This is a genomic window from Lachnoclostridium sp. Marseille-P6806 (assembly GCF_900625025.1).
Lineage (GTDB): Bacteria > Bacillota > Clostridia > Lachnospirales > Lachnospiraceae > CAG-791.
Genome location: NZ_LR130574.1, coordinates 405,977 through 429,413 on the forward strand (window position 1 = coordinate 405,977; position 23,437 = coordinate 429,413).

General features: G+C 59.6%; 21 protein-coding genes. All 21 read right to left on the reverse strand.

The window, feature by feature from the left end:
• Positions 1-53: 53 nt before the first annotated feature.
• Positions 54-2,102, reverse strand: a complete 2,049-nt coding sequence (locus tag E0E20_RS01745) for a glycoside hydrolase family 13 protein (protein WP_130836338.1) — start codon at positions 2,100-2,102, stop codon at positions 54-56.
• A 245-nt stretch (positions 2,103-2,347) separates the two neighbouring features.
• Positions 2,348-4,111, reverse strand: coding sequence for an ATP-dependent zinc metalloprotease FtsH (ftsH, locus tag E0E20_RS01750; RefSeq protein WP_130836491.1), 1,764 nt, complete (start codon positions 4,109-4,111; stop codon positions 2,348-2,350).
• A gap of 87 nt (positions 4,112-4,198) precedes the next feature.
• Complete coding sequence (hpt, locus tag E0E20_RS01755; RefSeq protein ID WP_130836339.1) at positions 4,199-4,723, reverse strand: hypoxanthine phosphoribosyltransferase; 525 nt, start codon at positions 4,721-4,723, stop codon at positions 4,199-4,201.
• Positions 4,724-4,754: 31 nt separating this feature from the next.
• Positions 4,755-6,326: a tRNA lysidine(34) synthetase TilS gene (gene tilS / locus E0E20_RS01760; RefSeq protein WP_130836340.1), complete on the reverse strand. Its 1,572-nt coding sequence runs from the start codon at positions 6,324-6,326 to the stop codon at positions 4,755-4,757.
• Positions 6,286-6,591 (reverse strand): FtsB family cell division protein, encoded by a 306-nt coding sequence (locus tag E0E20_RS01765; RefSeq protein ID WP_242622605.1) that lies wholly within the window; start codon positions 6,589-6,591, stop codon positions 6,286-6,288. The genes tilS and E0E20_RS01765 overlap by 41 nt, the downstream gene beginning before the upstream one ends.
• A gap of 13 nt (positions 6,592-6,604) precedes the next feature.
• Positions 6,605-6,844: an RNA-binding S4 domain-containing protein gene (locus E0E20_RS01770; protein WP_130836341.1), complete on the reverse strand. Its 240-nt coding sequence runs from the start codon at positions 6,842-6,844 to the stop codon at positions 6,605-6,607.
• A 78-nt stretch (positions 6,845-6,922) separates the two neighbouring features.
• Positions 6,923-7,198 (reverse strand): HU family DNA-binding protein, encoded by a 276-nt coding sequence (locus E0E20_RS01775; protein WP_130836342.1) that lies wholly within the window; start codon positions 7,196-7,198, stop codon positions 6,923-6,925.
• A 164-nt stretch (positions 7,199-7,362) separates the two neighbouring features.
• Entirely contained in the window at positions 7,363-7,521 is a 159-nt protein-coding gene (locus E0E20_RS01780; protein ID WP_130836343.1) for a rubredoxin, read from the reverse strand.
• A 193-nt stretch (positions 7,522-7,714) separates the two neighbouring features.
• Entirely contained in the window at positions 7,715-9,046 is a 1,332-nt protein-coding gene (locus tag E0E20_RS01785) for a CCA tRNA nucleotidyltransferase (protein ID WP_242622606.1), read from the reverse strand.
• Positions 9,043-10,260, reverse strand: coding sequence for an acetate/propionate family kinase (locus E0E20_RS01790; RefSeq protein WP_130836344.1), 1,218 nt, complete (start codon positions 10,258-10,260; stop codon positions 9,043-9,045). Before E0E20_RS01790 ends, E0E20_RS01785 begins: the two co-directional genes overlap by 4 nt.
• Before the next feature lie 45 nt (positions 10,261-10,305).
• Entirely contained in the window at positions 10,306-11,742 is a 1,437-nt protein-coding gene (gene proS, locus E0E20_RS01795) for a proline--tRNA ligase (RefSeq protein WP_130836345.1), read from the reverse strand.
• A gap of 75 nt (positions 11,743-11,817) precedes the next feature.
• On the reverse strand, positions 11,818-13,515 hold the full coding sequence (gene leuA / locus E0E20_RS01800; protein WP_130836346.1) for a 2-isopropylmalate synthase: 1,698 nt from the start codon (positions 13,513-13,515) through the stop codon (positions 11,818-11,820).
• A 112-nt stretch (positions 13,516-13,627) separates the two neighbouring features.
• Positions 13,628-13,891 carry an HPr family phosphocarrier protein gene (locus E0E20_RS01805; protein ID WP_130836347.1) on the reverse strand — a complete coding sequence of 88 codons (264 nt, stop codon included), beginning with the start codon at positions 13,889-13,891 and terminating at the stop codon, positions 13,628-13,630.
• A gap of 107 nt (positions 13,892-13,998) precedes the next feature.
• Entirely contained in the window at positions 13,999-15,351 is a 1,353-nt protein-coding gene (gene glmM, locus E0E20_RS01810; RefSeq protein ID WP_130836494.1) for a phosphoglucosamine mutase, read from the reverse strand.
• 28 nt (positions 15,352-15,379) lie between these two features.
• A complete protein-coding gene (locus E0E20_RS01815; protein WP_130836348.1) occupies positions 15,380-16,708 on the reverse strand; it encodes a CdaR family protein in 1,329 nt (442 codons plus the stop codon).
• On the reverse strand, positions 16,671-17,579 hold the full coding sequence (gene cdaA, locus E0E20_RS01820; RefSeq protein ID WP_130836349.1) for a diadenylate cyclase CdaA: 909 nt from the start codon (positions 17,577-17,579) through the stop codon (positions 16,671-16,673). Before cdaA ends, E0E20_RS01815 begins: the two co-directional genes overlap by 38 nt.
• Positions 17,580-17,676: 97 nt before the next feature.
• Positions 17,677-18,780, reverse strand: a complete 1,104-nt coding sequence (locus E0E20_RS01825; protein ID WP_130836350.1) for a hypothetical protein — start codon at positions 18,778-18,780, stop codon at positions 17,677-17,679.
• Positions 18,777-19,181: a hypothetical protein gene (locus E0E20_RS01830; protein WP_130836351.1), complete on the reverse strand. Its 405-nt coding sequence runs from the start codon at positions 19,179-19,181 to the stop codon at positions 18,777-18,779. The genes E0E20_RS01825 and E0E20_RS01830 overlap by 4 nt, the downstream gene beginning before the upstream one ends.
• Positions 19,174-19,911, reverse strand: coding sequence for a ComF family protein (locus tag E0E20_RS01835; RefSeq protein WP_130836352.1), 738 nt, complete (start codon positions 19,909-19,911; stop codon positions 19,174-19,176). The genes E0E20_RS01830 and E0E20_RS01835 overlap by 8 nt, the downstream gene beginning before the upstream one ends.
• On the reverse strand, positions 19,844-22,189 hold the full coding sequence (gene recD2 / locus E0E20_RS01840) for an SF1B family DNA helicase RecD2 (protein WP_130836353.1): 2,346 nt from the start codon (positions 22,187-22,189) through the stop codon (positions 19,844-19,846). The genes E0E20_RS01835 and recD2 overlap by 68 nt, the downstream gene beginning before the upstream one ends.
• Before the next feature lie 186 nt (positions 22,190-22,375).
• Positions 22,376-23,374 (reverse strand): rod shape-determining protein, encoded by a 999-nt coding sequence (locus tag E0E20_RS01845; RefSeq protein ID WP_130836354.1) that lies wholly within the window; start codon positions 23,372-23,374, stop codon positions 22,376-22,378.
• Positions 23,375-23,437 lie beyond the last annotated feature (63 nt).

The following is a 23,437-nucleotide window of genomic DNA, read 5'->3' on the forward strand; positions in this document are numbered from 1 at the left end:
CCGACGGAAGAAAAAGCCGCCGGCTTATCCGGGACAGCCGCCCGCCGGTACCGTCATTCGCTGTCATTTTTCCAGCGCAGGATGATCGCCGCCGTTCCGGGCAGCGTGAACTCTAAAATCCCATCCTGCACAGCACATCCCTCTCCCGCGCAGGAAAAGCCTCCGGCCTCCGTGAGCAGCAGGCGCTCCAGCCGGGCATCCGCGGGAATATCCGCATACAGCGCTTCGATCCGGAGTGTCCGCTCCGTCTCGTTGTTATTCACCAAAATCAGCAGCGTTTCCGACCGGTCAAAGCGGGCGTAGCCGATGACCCCCTGCTCCGCCGCCATCTGCCGCAGAGCCCCTGTGCGCAGGCACGGGTTTTCTCTCCGTATCCGGATCAGCTCCCGATGAAAGGCAATGAGCGCCTTGTCCTCTCTTCCCCACGGGTAGCTGCGGCGGTTGTCGGGATCCGTAAAGCCGCAGAGCCCCGCCTCGTCGCCGTAGTAAATCGTCGGCGCGCCCGGCCACGTCATCTGCAGCACGACCGCCTCGCGGAACACTGCCTTGTTCACATTCCGCTCCGCCGCCTCCGAGCCGAGCTCCGCAACGCGTCCCACCGCGTGATTCGTCCGGGTGAGAAAACGCGAATGATCGTGGTTCGACAGCTCGTTCATGCTGATATAGATCGGAGGAGCGCACATTTCCCCGTCGTTGAAGTAAGTCATGCGCTTCCAGAAGCTGTCCGTATCTCCCATGAGCTCCGGCCACCAGCTGTCGCTGTGCTTCTCCATGCCTGTCAGAAACCATGTCACCGGCTCCATGAACGCGTCATAATTCATGATCGTGTCCCACTCGCCGCCCTGCAGCCACGGTGAGGAATCCCCGTAATGTTCCGCCAGCACGACCGCCTCCGGATTCGCCTCCCGTACGGCCTCCCGGAAGCGCCTCCAGAAGCTGTGGTTATACTCCAGGGAGTGTCCGAGATCCGCCGCGACATCGAGGCGCCAGCCGTCGGCACCGTAGGGCGCAGACACCCACTTCCTCCCGATGGAGAAGATATATTCCTCCAGCTCCGGCGCGTTCTCATAATTGAGCTTCGGCAGCGTATCGTAGCCCCACCAGCTTTCGCAGCGCGTCTGCCCCGCCTTGTCCTTTCGGAAAGCAAACCAGCTCCGAAACGGAGATTTTTCGTCGGTATACGCGCCCCGCGGTCCGGGGAGCCGCTCATAGATGCCCTCGCGGTCAAAGCAGCGGTGGAACGAGCCGCAGTGATTGAACACACCGTCGATGATGACCCGGATTCCGCGCCGGTGCGCCTCCTCCACGAGCTGCGCGAACAGCGCGTCACTGGCCTCCAGATTGGCGGGATCGGTGGTCCTCAGAATATAGCGGGTCGCAAGCCGGTTGTCCGTCTCTCCCTCTGCGAGAAGCTCTCCGCCGTCCCGCACGATTCTGCCGTAGTGAGGATCGATGTGCTCATAATCCTGACTGTCATACTTGTGATTCGAGGGGGAAACAAACAGGGGATTTAGGTAGATCGCCTCAATGCCGAGCTCCGCGAGATAATCCAGACGATCCATGACGCCCTGCAGATCGCCGCCGTAAAAATCCCGGATATCGTCCGCCTGCGGAAGACGGTTCCAGTCCTCCACTCGCCTCGCCTGCGCCCCGACATACTGATACTCCCCGCTCAGCACATCGTTGGACCGGTCCCCGTTGCAGAAGCGGTCCACATAGATCTGATACATGACGGCTCCGACGGCCCATTCGGGTGTCCGAAAGCCGGGGATCAGGTTCCACCACGAGGCATCGCAGAGCTTCCTCTCCTCGCCGCGGCGCGTAAAGAAGATGCTCTCCGCCTCATCCTCCACGCGGAAATGCCACGAGAGTCTTTCCTCTCCTGTCATGACCGCCGCCTCATACCACGCAAAGCTTCCGTTCTCGCGCCCGCGCACCATGGGATATTCCCCGCGGCCGCGGATCACGAGAAAGCAGCGGCAATCCGCCGCCCTCCATGTGCGCAGCCGGATCGTCACCCGCGTGCCCGGCATCGGCTGCCACGGCTCCACATAATCCGACGTATAATCACAGAACAGCGCTTTCCGTTCCGTCTCGTTCATTCTGCTCCTCAGGCTGCAAATACGATGCTGAACAGGTGCTTTTTGCAATAAAAAAGACAGTGCTTGGGGGGACTGTCTCTTTTACAGAAGGTATTCTTCTAATGGGGTATAACAAAAAACTTATAATGTATTGGGGGGGGGTTACAATTAGTATAGTAGCATCCGCCCCCCGATCCGGTAAATATCAAGAAGTGACAAAGTTAACAATTATCATTGCCGGTTTTTGTTGATTTTTCACGATGCATTTACGATTCAAAGAGAGCCTCAAACTCGCTGCCCGTAATCTTCTCTTTCTCAAGGAGGAGCTGCGCCGATTTCTCGAGCACATCCCGGCGGTTCATGATGATCTCCTTGGCTTTCCGGTAGCAGTCGTCCACAATCGCCCGGACCTCCTTGTCGATCTCTCCCGCCATCAGCTCGGAATGCCGGCTGGCGTGCCCCAGATCATAGCCGAGGAACACGTCCTCTTCCTCCTGCTCGTAATTGACCGTTCCCAGATTCCGGGACATTCCGTAGCGCGTCACCATCTTGCGCGCCGCGGCCGTCGCCCGCTTGATGTCCGAGGAGGCTCCGGTCGTGATATCGTCGAGCACGAGCTCCTCCGCGATGCGTCCGCCAAGGCTGACCATGATATCCTGCAGCATCTGCCCTCTTGTCATGAACATCTCATTTTTCTCCGGCAGCGGCATCGTGTAGCCGGCCGCCCCCATGCCGGTCGGAATGATCGAGACGGTGTAGACCGGCCCCACATCCGGCAGATCGTGAAACAGAATCGCATGGCCGGACTCATGATAGGCGGTGATGCGCTTTTCCTTGTCGGAGATAATGCGGCTGTGCTTTTCCGCGCCGATTCCGATCTTGATGAAAGCCGCCTGAATATCGCTCTGCTGAATATAACCGCGGTCATCGGCCGCCGCCCGGATCGCCGCCTCATTCATCAGGTTCTCGAGATCGGCTCCGGAAAAGCCCGCCGTCGTCTGCGCAATCTCCGCGAGCTTCACATCCTCGCCCAGCTTTTTGTTCCGCACATGGACACGGAGAATTTCCTCTCTCCCCCGGATATCGGGGAGCGCCACGCTGATCTTGCGGTCAAAGCGCCCCGGACGGAGAATCGCGGGATCCAGAATATCCACGCGGTTCGTAGCCGCCATGACAATGATGCCCTCATTGACGCCGAAGCCGTCCATTTCCACAAGGAGCTGGTTGAGCGTCTGCTCTCTCTCGTCATGTCCGCCGCCCAGACCGGTGCCCCTGCGCCTTGCCACCGCGTCGATCTCATCGATAAACACGATGCAGGGGGCGTTCTTTTTCGCCTCCTCGAACAGATCGCGCACGCGGGAGGCGCCGACACCGACGAACATCTCGACAAAATCCGAACCGGAAATGCTGAAAAACGGCACGCCGGCCTCTCCGGCGACGGCCTTGGCAAGGAGGGTCTTTCCGGTGCCCGGGGCTCCCTCCAGCAGCACTCCCTTGGGAATGCGGGCCCCGATCTCCACGTATTTCTGCGGATTCTTCAGGAAGTCGATGATCTCCCCGAGCTCTTCCTTTTCCTCATGAAGCCCCGCCACGTCATCGAGCCGGACCGGATGCGAGCCGTCGGACATTTTGGCGCGGCTCCGCCCGAAATTCATCATCTTCTGATTCGCCCCGCCGCCCATCTGCTGCGCGTTCATCATGAAGAAAAAGAGCAGACAGACCCCGGCCACCATGAGCACCGGAACCACGCTGGTCATAAACCAGCTCTGCTGCGGCACATCCCGCACGATCGCGTCGATCCCGGCCTCCCGGGCCAGCGCCTCCACCTCGGTGATGTCCGTCGCGTAAAGAGTCTGCGTGCCGCCCTCGCGGAGCAGAACGCGGGCCGCCCCGGTCGGTGTGTCGCGGTTCGGAATGATCACGACCTGACTGACCCGGCCTGCACTGAGATCTTCCTCGTAGCTGCCCAGTGTATACGCCGTCGCATCCGGACTGAAATTCTCACGGAACAGCGGCGTCAGAAAGATCATCGCAAACAGGACGATCAGGCCGACCCAGAAATATGCATTGAAATTCTTCTGATTTTTCGTTTCCAAAAATACTCCCTCTCTGCCGCCTCAGTCGAGCGTCACAACGCCGATATACGGCAGATTGCGGTAGCGCTGGCCATAGTCCATCCCGTAGCCGACCACAAAGGTGTCCGGGATCGTGAAGCCACTGTAATCCGGCTTGAAATCCACGACGCGCCGCTCCGGCTTGTCGAGAAGCGTCGCCACGCGGATCGACGACGCGCCGCGTCCTGCGAGCATCTCCGTGAGATAGCTCAGCGTCCGGCCGGAATCGATGATATCCTCCACAATGATCACGTCGCGTCCTTCAATGGAATCGTCCAGATCCTTGTTGATGCGGACGACACCGCTCGACTTCGTCGCGTTTCCGTAGCTCGATACCGACATGAAATCGACATACACCGGAACCGAGATCCGCTTTGCCAGCTCGCACATGAAAAAGCTCGCGCCCTTGAGGATTCCCACCAGCGTGATGCTTTTCCCCATGTAGTCTCTGGAAATCCGTTCTCCCAGCTCACGGATCTTCTGATCGATCTGTTCCTCTGAAATCAGCACATTGATTGTCTCTGACATACTCTCCTCCGCCGCGGCGTTTTCTGCACCGTTATTTTCTGCCGTTTCCGGTCTCTGTATTTTTCAGCGTGATCTCCAGCAGCCGCTCCGTCCGGTCCGCCACCCCGAACCGTCCGCTCACGCGGAAGCCGGGCACCCACAGAATTTCATTGCCCGCCGCCGGGAGCACCAGCCTGTCACGGGCAGCCGCCGGTATCTTTTCATCGATCATAAAGCGGCGGAGCGTCTTCTTCTCTCCGCCCGCCCCGATGGTGATCACATCCCCGGGGCACCTCGTCCGGAAACACAAATCCGTGGCTATTCTATCATAATCAAAGTATTTCGTATACCGATCCGCCCGCTCGTCCGCAGTGCTCCGGCGCTGCTCCGGCGGGCACTCCCGGACGGCATAGGCCTCCGGAGCGCGCGGAAAAGGACGGGAGATTCCATTTCCGTCAATATAGAGTCCGGGAAGATTCTGCTGCGGAGCGTCCTCCCGGAAGAGGAGCAGGCTGCCGTAGCGCCGCTCCGCGCGGAGTCCTCCGGGGAACCGCATCTGCGCGCTCCCCTCCTGACTGCGGCACAGCGAGAGGAGCTGCTCCACATGCCTGCGCCCGATATTCTTCTTGCGTCCGGCCGCTCCGCAGAGCGCCCGGTACAGTATCCGACGCTGCAGGAGCAGCGGATATTCCTCCAGCCGACCGATGCAGAGGCCTCCCTCTGTCCGGCAGAGGGCCTCGGCCCGCCCGGTTTCCCGCTCCAGATAATCCTCCAGCTCCGCCGCCGCGAGCGCAAGCTCCGCGATATGCTCCGCTGCGCCGCCGTGCACCGACTCCTCAAGCGCCGGCAGGATATGGTGACGGATGCGGTTGCGCGTATACGCATCGCTGTCGTTCGTCTCGTCAAGGCACCAGTCTCTGCCCTTTTCCGCAAGATAGGCCTCAATCTCCTCCCGGGAGGCCCGGATGAGGGGACGGATGCGGTTCTCCGAGAGCGGCCGGATCCCCGAAAGGCCCGGAAGAGAACAGCCCCGGCTCAGATGAAAGAGCACCGTCTCCGCACAGTCCTCCCTGTGGTGCGCAAGTGCGATGCGGCAGGGGCGGCGCACCGCGGCGCATTCTGCATCCCAGTCCTCCGCCGCGCGGCGGAAAGCCTGCTGCCGCAGCTCCCGGCCCGCCTCCTCCAAAGAGAGGCGGTGCTCCCGCGCGTAGACGTCCGCCTGCATATACTCGACGCGCAGCGCGATCCCCTCCTCCCTGCAGAAAGCCCGGACAAAATCCGCATCCCGTTCCGCCGTCTCCCGGAGACCGTGCTGGACATGAACGGCGCGGAGGAGAAAGCCCATATCCTCCGAGAGCTCTTTCAGCACAAGCGCAAGGCACAGGGAGTCCGCACCGCCGGAAAGTCCTATAATCACGCGGTCGCCCGGCTGCGTCATATGAAATTCCACCATGGTCCGCCCCGTCCGGCGCGCCAGATCAGATGCTCTCACGATATCCTCCATGCCGAAGCGTTTTTTCAGCGAGGCACGCGCCGTAAAAAACACCCTGCGCCGGCGCATGACAGCAAAGAACGAAGACAGCTCACTCGCCGTCCTCGTTCCTGAAAACCGTCTCGCCCTCATAGACAAGACCCAGCTTGTCCCTCGCGACCTCTTCGATATATTTCTTGGTCTTCGTATACTTCTCGTATTCGTCGAGCTCGGCCTGCCGCTGCTCCTCTGCCGCAAGCTGCTCCTGCGTCGCCAGCTCCAGCTTCTGATCCGCCGCCAGCGTATTCTGCAGCGCGTAGCACCGGAAGCCGATGACGCCGACCACGATCCCCACTGCGAGCGCAGCGAGAAGAAGTCCTTTATGCCGCTGTCGCTTTCGTCTCCTCTTTCCGCTCACCCGACGCTCCCCCTCAAAGGTACCGGAACAGATCTCCGGCCGCTTCCTTGCGGACGGTTTCCTCCACCGCAAGAATCTCCGCTTTCGTCACGCGGTTTCCGAAGCTGATCTCGAGAATATCCCCGGGCTTCACTTCGGCAGACGCGCGCGCGGCTTTTCCGTTCAGCAGAACGCGGCCGTTGTCGCAGGCCTCGTTCGCCACCGTCCGCCGCTTGATCAGGCGGGAAATTTTCAGATATTTATCCAGTCGCATCGCCGTTCTTCATTTCCGGGAAAGAAATGGCCCGGAGATTTCTCTCCAGGCCATCACACATCAATGACACAACAATAATCAGTTGATGGCATCCTTAAGAGCCTTGCCGGCCTTGAACTTGGGAGCCTTGGAAGCCTTGATCTTCATGACCTTGCCGGTCTGAGGATTTCTTCCCTCGCGGGCCGCTCTCTCCGCAACCTCAAAGGTTCCGAAGCCGACGAGCTGAACCTTGCCGTCCTTCGTCCGGAGCTCCTCCGCCACAGTCTCGGTAAATGCCTTGAGTGCAGCCTCGGCATCTTTCTTGGAAAGTCCGGACTTCTCAGCCATCGCTGCGATCAGTTCTGTCTTGTTCATTTGTAACGATCCTCCTAAAGGTCTCTTTAATTGCCCGTTTTCACAGGTGACATACCATATTTATAGTCGCTCCGTAAGCGTTTGTCAACAAAAATCCCCATTTTGCGCCGTTTGCCGGATATTTTACAGCTGCCGCGGCCGGTGATCGTTCCTTCGTGGAAAATTTACTCCGCCTGAGAGAAAGAATCTCTCCCTACTCCGCAGATCGGGCACACAAAATCGTCGTCCAGATCGTCGAATTTGGTCCCTGCCGCGATTCCCTGATCCGGAGCTCCCTCCGCCTCATCATAGACCCATCCGCAGATATCACACACATACTTCATTTCCTTATCCTCCTCCATGCAGGTTGCCGTCCGCGCCCCCGCGCAGACAGATTTATGGCGCTCCGCGCCGTGAATCAATGAGTATCAGCCGCGCCCGAACGGAGCCACAGGGCTCCGGCAGCGCCGAAACGCGCCGGCCGCGCTGAAAGGTCATTGCACCTTTCTTAATCATATCGCGATCATGTCCCGGATGCTAGCCGAGATATTGCTTCAAAAGATATTCTCTCGTATTGTGATTCGGGTACTGGAGAACATCCTCGAGCATCCGCCGCAGAAGCACGCCCATTTCCCTGCCGGGCTGCACCCCCGCCGCGATCAGATCCTCCCCGCTCACCGCGAGATCCCGGAGAGTCAGGCAGTCCTTTTCCTCCAGAATCCGCCGGTATATGTTCTTCCATGCGTCGATTTTCTTCCGCTTTTCCTCCAGACGGTACTCGCTCTGCGCCGCGCCGTCCGCGAGCTTCACCTCAAAGAGCAGCGGGAAGAGCTCCTCCCCGATGACCGCCATGCTTTTGCGGATGGAATAGGGCGTCTCTCCCATATTGATGTCATGGTAGCGGACGAGCGTCTCGACCCGGTGCAGCGTGTCGTTGTCGAACTTAAGGCGTCTCATGATGTCCACGGCCATCTTCGCGCCGGCCGGCGCATGTCCGTGAAAATGGTCGATCCCCTGCGCGTCCGTAAAGTGGCAGGCAGGTTTCCCGATATCATGAAACAGCATCGTATACCGGAGCACCCGGTCCGCCCGGACCGCCTCCACCGAATGGAGGATATGCTCCCCTACATTATAGCGGTGGTGCGGATTGTTCTGGGAGGTTTCCATGCAGGCGTCAAATTCCGGCAGGATCACCCGTGTGATTCCCGTCTCATACAGCGTCCGAAGTTCCCCCGGATGATCCGACAGGAGGAGCTTTGTCAGCTCCGTACAGATGCGCTCGGCGCTGATCCTTTCGAGTGTGGGCGAGAGCTTCGCGACAGCTCGGCGTGTGTTCTCCTCAATTGTATAGCCGAGCTGGGCGGAAAAGCGGACGGCCCGCATGATGCGGAGCGCGTCCTCGCGGAAGCGCTGCCCGGGATCCCCTACGGCGCGGATGCTCCGGCGCCCGATATCCCCCAGCCCGTCGAAATAATCGATGAGCCCCTCCTCCGAATTATACGCCATCGCATTGATGGTAAAGTCCCGGCGGAGAAGATCCTCCCGGAGGCTCGCCGTAAAGGTCACCTCGCGGGGATGCCTGCTGTCCTCATAGACGCCGTCGATGCGGTAGGTCGTGACCTCGTAGCCGTCGTCCCCCATAAGAACCGTGACCGTGCCATGCTTTATTCCGGTGTCCGCGGTGCGGCGGAACAGCGCCTTGACCTCGCAGGGCGTCGCCGAGGTCGTGATATCCCAGTCGTCCGGCTCTCTGCCCAGTATGCTGTCGCGCACGCAGCCGCCAACCGCATAGGCCTCGTGGCCGTGCTCCCTGAGAGTTCTCAATATGGTATTGACTTTATCAGGAAGCGCTATCACAAAAGAGCTCAAGACTTTTTCTCATCCCCGGCCTGCACGATCGCCAGCGTCTGGCGCGCGATCGCAAGCTCCTCATTGGTCGGAACCACCATTGTCGCCACCGCATCCTCCGGCGCGGACAGAATGACCTCCTCCCCCCGGGTTCTGTTCCTCTCCGGGTCCACGGAGGTTCCGAGGAACTTCGTATATTCGGAGATCCGGGCGCGCATCGGCCCGTCGTTCTCGCCGACGCCCGCGGTAAAGACGATCGCATCCGCGCCGCCCATCTCCGCCGCATAGGCCCCGATGTACTTGCCGACGCGCAGCGCATACGCCTCAAGCGCCGTCTCCGCATCCTCATTTCCGTTTTCCGCCGCTGCCGTGAGATCGCGGAAGTCGTTCGACACGCCACCGGACAGGCCGAGCACGCCCGACTTCTTATTAAGAATCGAAAGCACCTCTTCGGCGCTGCCATTCAGCTTATCCATAAGGAACGTGATGATCGCCGGATCGAGGTCGCCGCTCCGCGTCCCCATCATCAGGCCCTCAAGAGGCGTAAGCCCCATGGAGGTGTCCACCGATCTGCCGTGGTCTACGGCTGAAACCGACGCGCCGTTCCCGAGATGGCAGACGATGATGCGCAGCTCCTCCCGCTTTTTCCCCAGAAGCTCGGCGGCGCGGCGGCTGACGTAGTCATGGCTCGTGCCGTGGAAGCCGTAGCGGCGGATCCGGTAATCTCTGTAATATTCCAGCGGTATACCGTAAAGATACGCCTTTCGGGGCATGGTCTGATGGAACGCCGTATCGAATACGCCGACCATCGGCACCTCCGGCATCAGCGCCCGGCAGGCCCGAACGCCGATCAGGTTGGCCGGGTTGTGAAGCGGCGCCAGATCCGACACCTCCTCGATGGCGGCAATCACTTCCTCGTCAATCAGGACGGCGGAGGCAAATTTCTCACCGCCGTGCACAAGCCGGTGTCCTACCGCCGCGATTTCTTTCAGCGAGCGGATTACGCCGACCTCTTTGTCCGTCAGCCTCTCGATGACCGCCGCGACCGCCGCATGGTGATCCGGCATGGGAAGCTCCGTCTTTTTTTTCTCTCCGCCCGCAGGCGCATGTGTTATGCAGGCTCCACCGCTTCCGATCCTCTCACAGATTCCCTTAGCGAGAACATTCTCCGAAACGCTGTCGATGAGCTGATACTTCAATGAAGAGCTGCCGCAGTTAATAACCAGTATATTCATTTTTGTCTCCATAGATATGCAAATCGATATGCAAATCCTGCCCGATCAGTACGCACGGCCCCAGTAAACCATCTTCTTCGCTGGCCGCCCGCAGCAGACGCAGGTATCCGAAAGCATCTCCTGCTCAAAGGGGATGCAGCGGCTCGTCACGCCGTAGTTTTCCTTGATTTTATCCTCGCAGGCGGGATCGCCGCACCACATGGCCCTGACAAAGCCCTTTGTCTCGCGGAAGTTCTCCTCGAACTCTTCTTTATTATGAGCCGCAAAGGTATGCGCCGCAAGATGCCTCCGGGCGCGCTCCAGCATCTCGAACTGCATGCGCTCCAGCGTCTCGCTGACCACGCGGGGAAGCTCCCCGATCCCGCAGCTTATCTTCTCGCGGGTATCTCTCCGGCAGATCACGGCGCTCCCCGCCTCAATGTCTTTCGGCCCGATCTCTATGCGCAGCGGAATGCCGTTCACCTCCTGCTCCGCAAATTTGAAGCCGGGACTCCGGTCCGTATCGTCGACCTTTACGCGGTAATCGGACAACGTCGCCGCGATGCTCTGCGCCGCCGCGAGAACTCCCTCTTTCCTCTGCTGGATCGGAATGACCACGACCTGCGTCGGAGCGATGCGGGGCGGAAGAACAATGCCGGAATCGTCGCCGTGCACCATGATAAGGGCGCCGATCACACGGGTCGTCATGCCCCACGAGGTCTGATACACGTAGTTCATCTTGTTGTCCCGGGCGGTGAAACGGATGTCATAGGCCTCGGCAAACTTTTTGCCGAAATCATGGCTGGTGCCGGACTGCAGCGCGCGGCCGTCATGCATCAGTGCCTCGACGGTGTAGGTCGCTTCGGCCCCCGCGAACTTTTCCTTATCGGTCTTGCGGCCCTTCACCACTGGAATTGCGAGCTCTTCGGCGAGGAAATCCGCATAGACGTTCAGCATCTGCTGCGTCCTCTGCTCCGCCTCCTCCGCCGTCTCGTGAATGGTGTGCCCCTCCTGCCACAGAAATTCCCGGGAGCGCAGGAACGGGCGCGTCTCTTTCTCCCAGCGGACCACCGAACACCACTGGTTGTAGAGACGCGGGAGATCACGGTAGGAATGGATATCCTGCGCATAGAAATCGCTGAACAGCGTCTCGGAGGTCGGACGTACGCAGAGACGCTCGGTCAGCGTCTCCTGCCCTCCGCTCGTCACCCATGCGACCTCCGGCGCAAAGCCGTTTACCAGCTCGCCCTCCTTTTTCATGAGGTTCTCCGGAATGAGCATCGGCATATAGACGTTCTGCACGCCGGTCGCCTTGAAACGTTCGTCGAGATTCCTCTGAATGTTTTCCCAGATTGCGTAGCCCGCGGGCTTGATCACCATAAAGCCCTTGATGTTACTGTACGCGATCAGATTCGCCTTAAGGACGACGTCCGTGTACCACTGGGCAAAATCCTCGTCGCGGGGCGTGATGGATTCCACAAATTTCTTCTGCTGTTCTGCCATGACAATCTCCAATAGTAATGATTTTGAAATTTACATTGCCGATTATCTCACACCCGCGAAATCTCTTCAACTCCGTCAGACGCCGATTCCGTTCTGCGAAGCCCCTTCATGCAGGCGGTTCATCGCCGAGAAAATCCCCCGGACGGATGCCCGCGTAATATTCGAGCTGACGCCGACGCCCCATGTGACCCGGCCACTGTCCGCATCCATGAGATGAATGTAAGCCGCCGCCTGCGAGTCCGAGCCGGCCGTCAGCGCATGCTCCGTATAGTCGAGAATGCGGTACTCCCGCCCGAGGCTCTCCCGGACGCCGCGTCCCACCGCATCGAGCGGCCCGTTGCCCACCGCCTCGAAGCTCTTCTCGCGCCCATACTCCGTGTAGACGACCGAAACTTTCGTATCGAAGCTGCTCTCCGTCTCGTTCGAGAGATCCGTCACCTGTATTCTGCGGAAATGCAGGGGCTCCTTGCAGTCCAGATAGCTCTCGCGGAACGCCGCCATGATCTCCTCCGGCGCAACCTCTCCCTCTCTCTCGGAGATCTTCTGTATCACATCGGCAAACTCGCGGTGCATTCCCTTGGGGAGCTTGAAGCCGAAATAGCTGTCCATCACAAAGGCCACGCCGCCCTTTCCGGACTGCGAATTGATGCGCACAATCGGCTCGTACCGGCGTCCGATATCCGCCGGGTCGATGGTCAGATACGGGACGGCCCAGTACTTTGAATTTCTCTCTCTCAGCGCCTGCATCCCCTTGTTGATGGCGTCCTGATGCGAGCCGGAGAATGACGTGAACACCAGCTTCCCGCCGTAGGGGTGACGCGGGTCGATGGGCATCTTATTGCAGCGCTCGCAGACCGCGATGATCTCGCCGATATTTTCAATGTTGAGCTTCGGATCGATCCCCTGTGAGAACATATTGTAGGCCACGTTCAGGATATCGAGATTGCCGGTGCGCTCGCCGTTTCCGAACAGCGTCCCCTCCAGTCGGTCCGCGCCCGCAAGGAGGGCCAGCTCCGCCGTCGCCGTCCCCGTCCCCCGGTCATTGTGCGGGTGGATGGAAAGAATCACGCTGTCACGCCGGTCGAGACGGCGGCTCATCCACTCCACGCCGTCTGCAAAGACATTGGGCGTCGTCATCTCCACGGTGGAGGGCAGATTGATGATCATCGGCTGCTCCGGCGTCGGCTTCCACTCGCCGATCACGGCGTTGCAGACCTCCAGCGCATAGTCCGGCTCCGTGCCCGTGTAGCTCTCCGGAGAATACTCGAGCATGAGATTCCCTCCGAAGTCCCGCATCCCCTCGCGAACCCAGCGGACGCCCTGCAGCGCCAGCTCTCTGACCTCATCCCGGCTCATGCCGAACACGACGTCCCGCTGCAGCGTAGAGGTCGAATTATAAATATGAAAAATTACATTCCTGCACCCGCGGATGCACTCAAATGTGCGGTCGATCTGCTCTTTCCGGCACTGGGAGAGCACCTGCAGACGAACGCCGTCCGGGATCCGGTCCTCCTCGATGAGACGGCGGATGAAATCAAACTCGATCTGACTTGCCGCCGGGAAGCCGACCTCGATCTCCCGGAAGCCCAGGCGCAGAAGCAGCTCGTACATCTCCAGCTTCTCATCCACCACCATGGGATCAATCAGCGCCTGATTGCCGTCCCGCAGATCCACACTGCACCAGACCGGCGCTTTCACGATCTCCCGATTCGGCCACTCTCTCTCCGGATACTGCATGACCGGCACTCTCTGATATCTCTGATAATTCAGCATAATGATCCTCCCCGCCGAAGCATTGCTGCACCTGCATGTGAATAAAAAAAGATCGATCCCGTGCGCCGGAACCGATCTCTGCATCAACTGACCGAAAAAAGGAAAGAGACAATTACTCTCCGAGACCCTCTTCGATTTCCCTCACCAGAAAATCCAGAGCCTCCCTCTCGTCCTCTCCGCTGCAGAAAAGTTCAATTTCATCACCGGATTTTACACACGCACCAAGAACACTCAGAACTCTCTTGGCATTCGCCGTCGTTTCCTTGAACTGAAACGTGATCTGAGACTTAAATAGCATGGCGTCCTTGCATAGGACCCCTGCGGGACCCAGATGAAGACCGGTTGGATTTTTGATCGTAACTTTCTGACTGACCATATTTTCTGAAAACTCCTGCATTCCCACATCATAATCCCTACAAAAGAGAACATCCGCCGCGGGAATTATATGAATTATATCACGAAACACAGGCAATGCAAACAGATTTACGCCATGACGCGCTCGATGAGATCCGCCAGCTCCTGCGCTTTTGCCGCGATCAGCTCCTGATCCCGGCCCTCGATCATAACCCGAACCAGCGGCTCCGTGCCGGACGGCCGGATGAGGACGCGCCCAGCGCCCGCAAATTCCTTTTCCAGTTTCGCACAGGCCTCCGCTACTTCCGGGAAGTCCATGTAATGCTCTTTCTTGTCATTGGCCACGGAGGCATTGATCAGCGCCTGCGGCATCATCTCGCAGATCGAGGCGAGGCGGGACAGCGGACGGTTCGTCTCGCGCATGACCTGAAGCAGGTGCAGCGCGCTTAAAAGGCCGTCGCCGGTCGTGTTTTCCCCGAGAAAGATGACATGACCGGACTGCTCTCCGCCGAGATTGTAGCCGTCCTCTTTCATTTTTTCCAGAACATAGCGGTCGCCCACCTTTGTCTTTTCCGTGCGGACACCCTCCCGGTCGCAGCAGAGGTAAAAGCCGAGATTGCTCATGACCGTCACCACGACGGTGTCCTGCGCGAGCGTCCCCTGACGCTTCATGAATTTCCCGACAATCGCCATGATCTGGTCGCCGTTGACAATATTTCCATGCTCGTCCACCGCAAGAAAGCGGTCCGCATCGCCGTCAAAGGCGAGGCCGCAGTCGGCCCTCTCGGCCACGACGCGCTCCGCCAGCTCCTCCATATGCGTGGAGCCGCAGTTCCGGTTGATATTGGTTCCGTCCGGATTCACATGGAGCGTGATCAGATCCGCGCCCAGCGCCCGGACCGCCTCGACATTCGTCCGGAATGAGGCGCCCTCCGCACAGTCCATTACGATCCGGAAGCCTCCCAGATCGACCGGCACAAGATCAATGGCATGCTGCACATATTCTCTCCACATCCCGAAATCGTAGGTGATGTGGCCGACGCCCTCTCCGGCCGGAAGCTCTTCATTCGGAATGCCGCTTCGGACCAGCGCCTCGATCTCGTCCTCCGTGGCATCCGGAAGCTTGAAGCCCTCTCCGTCAAAGAACTTGATCCCGTTAAACTCCATCGGATTGTGGGACGCCGATATCACGACGCCGCAGTCCGCATGATGTCTGCGGGCCAGATAGGCCACTGCCGGCGTCGGAAGAACGCCCAGATAGACGACGTCGGCCCCCACCGCACAGGCCCCCGCCATCAGCGCATTTGCGAGCATATCGCCGGACAGGCGGGTATCGCATCCGACGAGCATCACCGGCCTGCGGCCTCCGTCGTTCTTTGCGAGGACATAAGCGCCCGCCCGCCCCAGCTCCATGGCGAGCTGCGGTGTAAGCTCCCGGTTTGCAACTCCCCGAACCCCATCTGTCCCGAACATTCTGCCCATACTGTTCTCCATTCCTGCCGTCATTCCTTTATTCTTCATTCTTCCGGATCCGCACAACGGCCGTGACCGGATTGACTGCCGACGTGTACTCCGGCAGCGTAAAGCGCAGTCCTCCGATATAGCTTCCGGCCGGCCCCGTCCCGTCACCCGATAGATCAAGCTGCGACACGTCAAAGACCGGATCAAGCTCCGTCTCCGACAGCGCCGCAAGATCCGCCGAAAGGCCGCTGACCGTGAGCTGCAGCGGCGAATCAAGAAGCGGAGAGGCCGTATGCCCGAGATTGTCGTCAAGGCTTACGATTTCAAGACGGTATCCCTCCGGCACATTGACCGCCCTCACCTCGTTCAGCGCAAATTCAAGCGTCCTGTGCGACAGGGGCTCGACGCCCGCCGTTACCGTGACCTTGCCGTCGAAGCCGGCTTCCGCAAAGCTCGTGTTTTCCGGCAGATACTTACTCAGGTCGACAGTCCGCGACACCGTATCCGAGGCGCCGCTGATATCGAGCTCCTCTGCAGGAATCGCAATGGAGGAAATGCCGGACAGCACCGATCCTTTGCCGGCGATCACAACAGAGGCCGGCTCCACCGTAATCTCCCGGGTCGCGGCATAGCCCGAAGCCGGTGTCCCCGAAACCGAGGCCGCAACCGGCACCTCCCGGGTCGGCAGAATGGTGACCGTCACCCTGACTGAGCTGATGTTCATGGTCAGATTGGAGGGATCGACCGCCGTCCCCTCCGCATCCCGCAGCACCACGTCCGCGGCTGTCGTGATCGTCCCCGATGCGCCGGACACATCGACGATGGCTGCCGCCGAGACGATCGAGGATACCACGGACTCCGGCCCGGATACGCGGATCTGGTTCTGATCGGCCGCAGACTCGCGGACCACATAGCCCGCGCCCGGCTCACCGCTCGTCGAAACACGCAGCGTCAGTATCGTATCTTTCCTGTCCTCGATATTGAGCCGGACCGCCTCGAGACTACCCCGAATCGATTCCAGCTTGCCGTTGTACTTGTTCGAGGACAGGACGATATCCACGGTTTCCAGCTCGGAAAGGTTCTTCACGTCCGCCGTCGCCACAATATTGTCCTTGTCAATGGAATCCACGATGGATCTTGCCCCCGTCACCTTGACGACGGGAACCACATCCGTATTGTCGAGCACCGTGTAGACCTTGCCGGCCTCCGTGATGATATTCGTATTAAGGAGCTTTACCGGAATATTGTCAAACTGCGAGGTCACCACCGGATCATTGATCGTCGTGACGAGAAGCCACATGATGGCCGCGGTCACCAGCGCAAAAATTTTCAGCCCGATATTATTGAGAATCGCCGGTTTTTTCCTGTCCTTCACCATTCGCCTCCCGCACTGCTTCCGCCGTTTCCCCCGCGCGGACGGCTCTGCGCTCCGCAGGCGTCCTGCCGGCGATCTGCTCGAGCCGCTCCCTGAGCTGCTCCTGCGTCACTCCGCGCGTCAGCCGCCCCTTGTAGGCAAGGCTGATCCCTCCGGTCTCCTCGGAAACAATGATCGTCAGGGAATCCGTCACCTCGGAAATGCCGACGCCCGCCCGGTGCCGCGTCCCGAGGTCCTTGTCCATCCGGTTTTCCGACAGCGGCAGATAGCAGGTCGCCGACACCACGCGGCCGCCGCGCACAATCACCGCACCGTCGTGCAGCGGCGTGTTTTTCTCAAAAATATTGATCAGAAGCTGGCTGGTGAGCACCGCGTCGATATCGATCCCCGTCCGCTCATACTGCCGCAGCGGCGTAGTCTGCTCGATCACGATGAGCGCCCCCGTGCGGGCCTTTCCCATCTCGACGCTCGCGCGCACAAGCTCGCTGATCGTCCGTTCGGAATACCGGTCCGCCGTGCGCCGCGCCGGATCAAAGGGGACGAGAGATGTCATGAAATTTTTCTGCCCCAGCTCCTCCAGCGCCCCCCGCAGCTCCGGCTGCAATAATATGATCATCGCCGTCACCGCGATTCCCGTGACATTCTTCACAATCCAGAGAATTGTCGTCATATTCGCGATGGCCGCGACCAGAATGAACATCAGGATGATGACCATGCCGCGCATCAGCGACCACGCGCGCGTATTCTTGAACCAGAGCAGAATGTGGTACAGCAAAAAGGCGATGATCAGTATCTCTATGATATCCAGCCATCGAAATTTTGGCATATGCAGGTTGTACAGATAGTTCTGAAAAATGTCCGTTGTAAAATCCATGCCGGTCCCCATGCTGCCGGATTTGCAGGCGTCCGGACAGACGAAGCGTCACCTGTCCGCAGAGCGGCGGACAGCCCCCGCGGCGTCAGCCGCCCTGTTACCCGTGATTTTCTTCCTCGTCATAGACGGTATAATCCTCCGCGCAGCCCCCGTCTCCGCGATAGGCGTCGGCGTCATCGCCGTAGTCCTCGTACTCGTCGTAGCCGTCCCGGTCATCATCGCTTTGCATCTGCGCTCCGCGCCCGCCGCGCGAGGCCGGCGCATCATGCCGCCGCATGGTCCGGCTGATCGTCTTGACGGTCCGCTCCCGCGTCCTGAGCGACACCTTGGGAACCGCCTTTACATAATAGTAGTAGTCGTCATCTTCAAACTGCACCTGCTCGATGCGGGAATAATCCAGATTGAAGAAGAAAAAGGCCAGCCCGGAACAGATTGCCACCGAGACGATCATCCCCAGAAAAACCAGCGCGATCGAAAAGTTCGTATCGTAGATGACGTCGCCGATCAGAAGAAGAATGAGCTGCGCCACGGCTCCCGCGGCGATCGCGGCCGACCATGCGTAGGCGACGCGCATGCGTCGGACATAATAGACAAGAAGCACGCAGACGGAAAATGCGGCGATCATGACCAGCATCGTAGGATTGGCAAAAATCCCTCCGATGATGGTCTGCGAGGATTCCACCAGCGTGTCGCTGTCCACGCTGCTCAGCACCGTCTCATTCTGGCTGATGAAGGAGATGGCGAAATGCACGACCAGTCCGAACGCGATGGAAAGAGCCGCCGACGGAGAAAGAAGAAGCCCCGCCGCCATCGGAACGACATAGGGAATTCCCAGACGCAGGCAGACGGGCGTGAGGACAATCAGAACGCCGTCCCGGGGAGAAAAGCGGAAATACAGCAGAAAGATCAGAAGAAAAATCACCGCCGCCAGAGCGAGCGCCAGAACAGACAGGACGTAGAGCTGTACAAGAATCACCGCACCGATAACCGCGCACATGCCCCCGGAGGGAATCACCGCACAAAAAAGCGCCAGAATCAGGGTCGGCAGCGCGCCCGTCACCGCTCGCGAATAACCGGTGGCCTCCCCCACCATGGAGATTGCCGCCGCCGCGAGCAGGAACTTTGCAGCCGCAAGAATGTACTGAGAATACCGGCTGTAAATGCGCTTGATATTCTCACGTATTTCCAATAACGTCGTCATTTTCTGTCAGAATCCTTTCCCCCGTAGCCGTCGGACAGACGCCTCAGATCCTTGCAGTAGCGGCGGAGTCTTTCCTCTCCCCTCTCATAGCGCAGGGAACAGACGATCCATGTGACCGCCTCAAAGCACAGCATAAAAAGGACATATCTCAGGCCGACCCCGCGGGCAAGCGCGAGGATATCCATGCTGTACAGTGTGAGCATCAGCGTCTCGATATGATAAAATGCGTAGACCCCCGCAAGGACCGCAAACGCGGCCGTCCCCACAAGGAAAGAAAGAAGCAGCTCCTTGGAGAGATAGTCCCCCTTGAACCACGCGTCCCTGCGGACGTCCGCCTTTCCCGCATTTGCCTCATACATGGCCATCCGGGTCATAATCCGGATCTTCTCTTCGTTAAGCATTCTGTCCCGCCTGCGCTCCGATCGCCAGTGCCATGAAATAGACAGAACCGGCTCCGCCCCGATACAATGCCTCCGCACAGGCGTCCATCGTCGATCCTGTCGTATAAATATCATCGATAAGTATAATCGTCTTTGATTTTACATCATCCGAACAGCTATGAAAAGCGCTTTTGAGACAGCTCCGGCGTTCCGGGGCGCTCATGGTCTTAAGGGGCGCTGTATTTTCCGTCCGGATGAGGACGTCGCCGCGGCAGGGAATTCCGAGCCGCCTCTCCGTTCCCCGGGCAAGAAGCTCCGCCTGATTGTAGCCCCTTGCAAGGAGACGCTCCCGGTGAAGAGGAACCGGAACCAGCATATCCGCCGGCACGCGGAAGTCCTTCCGCAGCGCCCTGTCCAGCGCCGCAGCCAGCTCTTCGGAAAAATAGTCCGCGTATTCCGGCCGGTTCCCGTACTTGAAGCGAAGCAGCGGGCCTGAAATACTGCGGTAGTCAAATACCGCCGCTCCGCGCCGGTACGCATGGCGTCTCCCCGCACAGACCGGACAGAACAGCGCCTCCGGTTCGCGGAGCCGTCCCCCGCAGCAATGGCAGAGCGGCCCGTTCATTCTCACGGGAACCAGCGCGCAGGCGGGGCAGATCAGCGTGCCGAACGGCGCCGCCCGGTCACAGACAGGGCAGCGTCTCGGATAGAGCAGATCCAGCACTCTGTTTTTCCACAGACAATATCTCATGAATCCGATCCCCCAGACCGGTCCAGCGCATGTTCTGACTCGTCCCTGCGATCATCTGCGCCACAGCCGCCCGGCTCCCGATGATGACCACGCAGCTCCTTGCCCGCGTCACCGCCGTATACAGCAAGTTCCGGTTCATCAGCGCCGACGGGCCGGACAGGAGCGGCAGAATCACAACCGGATATTCCGACCCCTGCGACTTGTGCACCGTGACCGCATAAGATAATTCCAGCTCATCGAGATTCCCCAGCGGGTAATCCACGACACGGTTCTCGTCAAAGCAGACTGTCATGGTTTCCGCCGCTGCATCGATCCTCCGGATGATGCCGAAATCCCCGTTGAACACCCCCGTTCCGCTGTCGACCGGGATGTCATATCTCCCCGGAATACGCCATTCAAGCTGGTAATTGTTGCGCGTCTGCATCACCTTGTCTCCGACGCGGAACAGCGTATCCCCATGCCGGTGCTCCTGCTTTCCAGCTCCCGGAGGGTTCAGCGTGCTCTGCAGAATCTCATTGAGCTTCTCCACCCCGAGCAGTCCCTTTCGCATCGGGGTCAGCACCTGAATCTCCCCCGGCTCACAGTGAACATAGCCCGGGAGCTTATCCCGCAGGAGCTGCACGGTGTGCTTGTAAATCACCGGGACGCTCTCCCGCTCCAGAAAGAAGAAATCCCTGCTTCTCGTATCAAGCCGGATCGCCCTGCCCTCATGGATGCGGTGCGCGTTGACGACGATATCGCTCTCCGCCGCCTGACGGAAAATCTTTTCCAGTACAATGCTCCGGAACGCACCGGATTCGAGCAGATCCTGCAGCACCTTACCCGGTCCGACACTGGGGAGCTGATTCATATCGCCCACCATGATGAGTCTTGTCCCGGGGACAATCGCTTTGAGAAGCGCGAGAAACAGGTGCATGTCCACCATCGACATCTCATCCACGATGACCGCATCCGCCTCCAGAGGATCCTCCTGCCCCTTGGTAAACACGGCGCGGGAAAAGCCGCCGTCCGCGCCTCCCCCGCCGTCGCCGCGGCTCTCGGGGCCGCTCCCCGGCGCGCCGTCCACGCCGCGCACTCCCAGCAGCCGGTGAATGGTCCGGGCCTCGTACCCTGTCGCCTCCGACATGCGCTTGGCAGCGCGGCCGGTGGGCGCGCACAGCAGCACCTCGAGCTCCTCGGACAGCAGATAGCGGATAATCGTGTTGATGGTCGTCGTCTTGCCGGTTCCGGGACCGCCCGTGATGAGAAGCACCGAGTGGCCCGCGGCCTGCTGCACCGCGTTGCGCTGCAGCTCGTCCAGCTCGATCCCCTCCTCCGCCTCCAGTGCGCGGATCCTTTCCCGCACCTGCTCCTCTGTGCCCGCGTGATGCGGCGTCTCCCCGGCAAGCTCAAGCAGAAGCCTTGCGGTCTGCTGCTCCTCGTAATACGCGCGCGCCCCGTAAATCTGCACCTCGCCGCGTTTCCTCTGGATGTGAAGCTTCCCCTCTATCGCAAGATTCCCTAGCTGAACGGATATCGTCTCCTCCGGGAGATCAAGCAGCGCCCGGCTCCTGCGGAGGAGCTCCGGCTCCGGCAGATAGACGCTGCCCTCGCCCATCGCCTCCGAGAGAAGAAACAGAATGGCGCTGCGAACACGGTAATCCGAGTCCGCCCGTATGCCCGCCCGCTCTGCAATCTCATCCGCCCGGGCAAAGCCGATGCCCTGAATATCCTCCGCCAGCCGGTACGGATTTTCCCTCATGATCCCGTAGGTCTGCATCCCGTACTTCTGCCAGATCCGCACGGCAAAGCGGTTGCTGATCCCGTACTGCTGGAGAAAGAGCATGACGTCCCGGAGATCCCGCTTTTCACTCATCTGCGCCGCGATCTCCCGCGCCTTTTTCTCACTGATTCCCCTGATCTCCGCAAGACGCTCGGGCTCCTCCTCCATGATGCGGAGCGTCTCATCCCCGAATTTTTTGACAATGCGGGCCGCCAGAGCCTCGCCGATTCCCTTTACCGCGCCGGAGCCGAGATACCGCTGCATGGCCTGTGCGTCCTCCGGCGGACATTCCCGGAAGCTCTCCATCACAAACTGAGGCCCGTAGCTGGGATGCTCCCGGAAGCTCCCGGAAACCGCCAGATTGTCTCCCACGCTGATCGACGCCGGATAGCCCGTCACCGTCTCCTCGCCGTCCGCCGTTTCGAGCGCGAAAACCGTATACAGATTTGTCTCGTTGCGGTAGATGATGCCGGTCACATAGCCCCTAAGCTCCGTGAGCGCTCCTGATTCCTCCATGGCTGTCCCCCGCGCCGTTTTCTGCAGAAACGGCTGTCAAAACGCAAAACAACTATTCAGTCAGCCGCTGCGAATGGCCCTCCGAATAGTTGTTTTCTAACGATTTCTTAGAAAAGGCCGGCACAGCAGGGGCAAATCCGCCCCCGCATCCCCGCCGGCGGGAATATTCTTTTTCTTTCCTGCCGCTCAGTAATCGATATTGCTGCTGCTCGAAAGGAATTCAACGTACTTTCCGGTGCCGATCGCAACGGCTGTCATGGGGTCCTCCGCGGTCACCGTGTTGATTCCGGTCTTTGAGGAGATCAGCTCCTCGAGTCCGTGCAGAAGACTTCCGCCCCCGGTGAGAACAATGCCGCGGTCGGAGATGTCGGCCGCCAGCTCCGGCGGCGTCTTTTCGAGCACGCTGTGAATTGCCTCGACGATCTGATTCGTAGGCTCTTTCAGCGCCTCCTCCGTCTCCTCCGAGGAAACCTGAATCGTGCGGGGAAGTCCCGTCACGAGATTCCGCCCCCTGACCTCCATGAACTCGGGATCCGGCAGCGGATAGCAGCAGCCGATCTGAATCTTGATGTCCTCGGCCGTGCGCTCGCCGACGAGCAGATTGTATTTCCGCCGCATATAGCGGACAATGGCGTCGTCGAAATCGTCGCCCGCCACCTTGATGGAAGTGCTGACGACCGTCCCGCCGAGAGAAATGACCGCAATGTCCGTCGTGCCGCCCCCGATGTCGACGATCATATTGCCGCAGGGCTTGGAGATATCTATGCCCGCACCGATGGCCGCCGCGATCGGCTCCTCAATGATATAGACCTCCCGGGCGCCCGCCTGAAAGGTCGCGTCCTCGACCGCTTTCTTCTCGACCTCCGTAACCTGACTGGGCACGCAGACCGCGATACGGGGCTTGCGGAACGTTCTCTTGCCGATGGATTTGACAATGAAATACTTCATCATCTTCTCTGTGACGGTATAGTCCGAAATCACGCCCTGCCGGAGCGGCCGGACCGCCACGATGTTCCCCGGCGTTCTTCCCAGCATAAGGCGGGCATCCTCGCCGATCGCCTTGATCTTGTTGGAGTCGCGGTCAAACGCGACCACCGAGGGTTCTTTCAGAACAACGCCTTTCCCTCTGATATACACGAGGACGCTCGCGGTCCCCAGATCGATCCCGATATCTGTAAACGACATTTCTTACCTCATCGCACGGCTCTGCACACAGTGTTTTCTTTCACAGGGCTCCCGCCCGTGCCA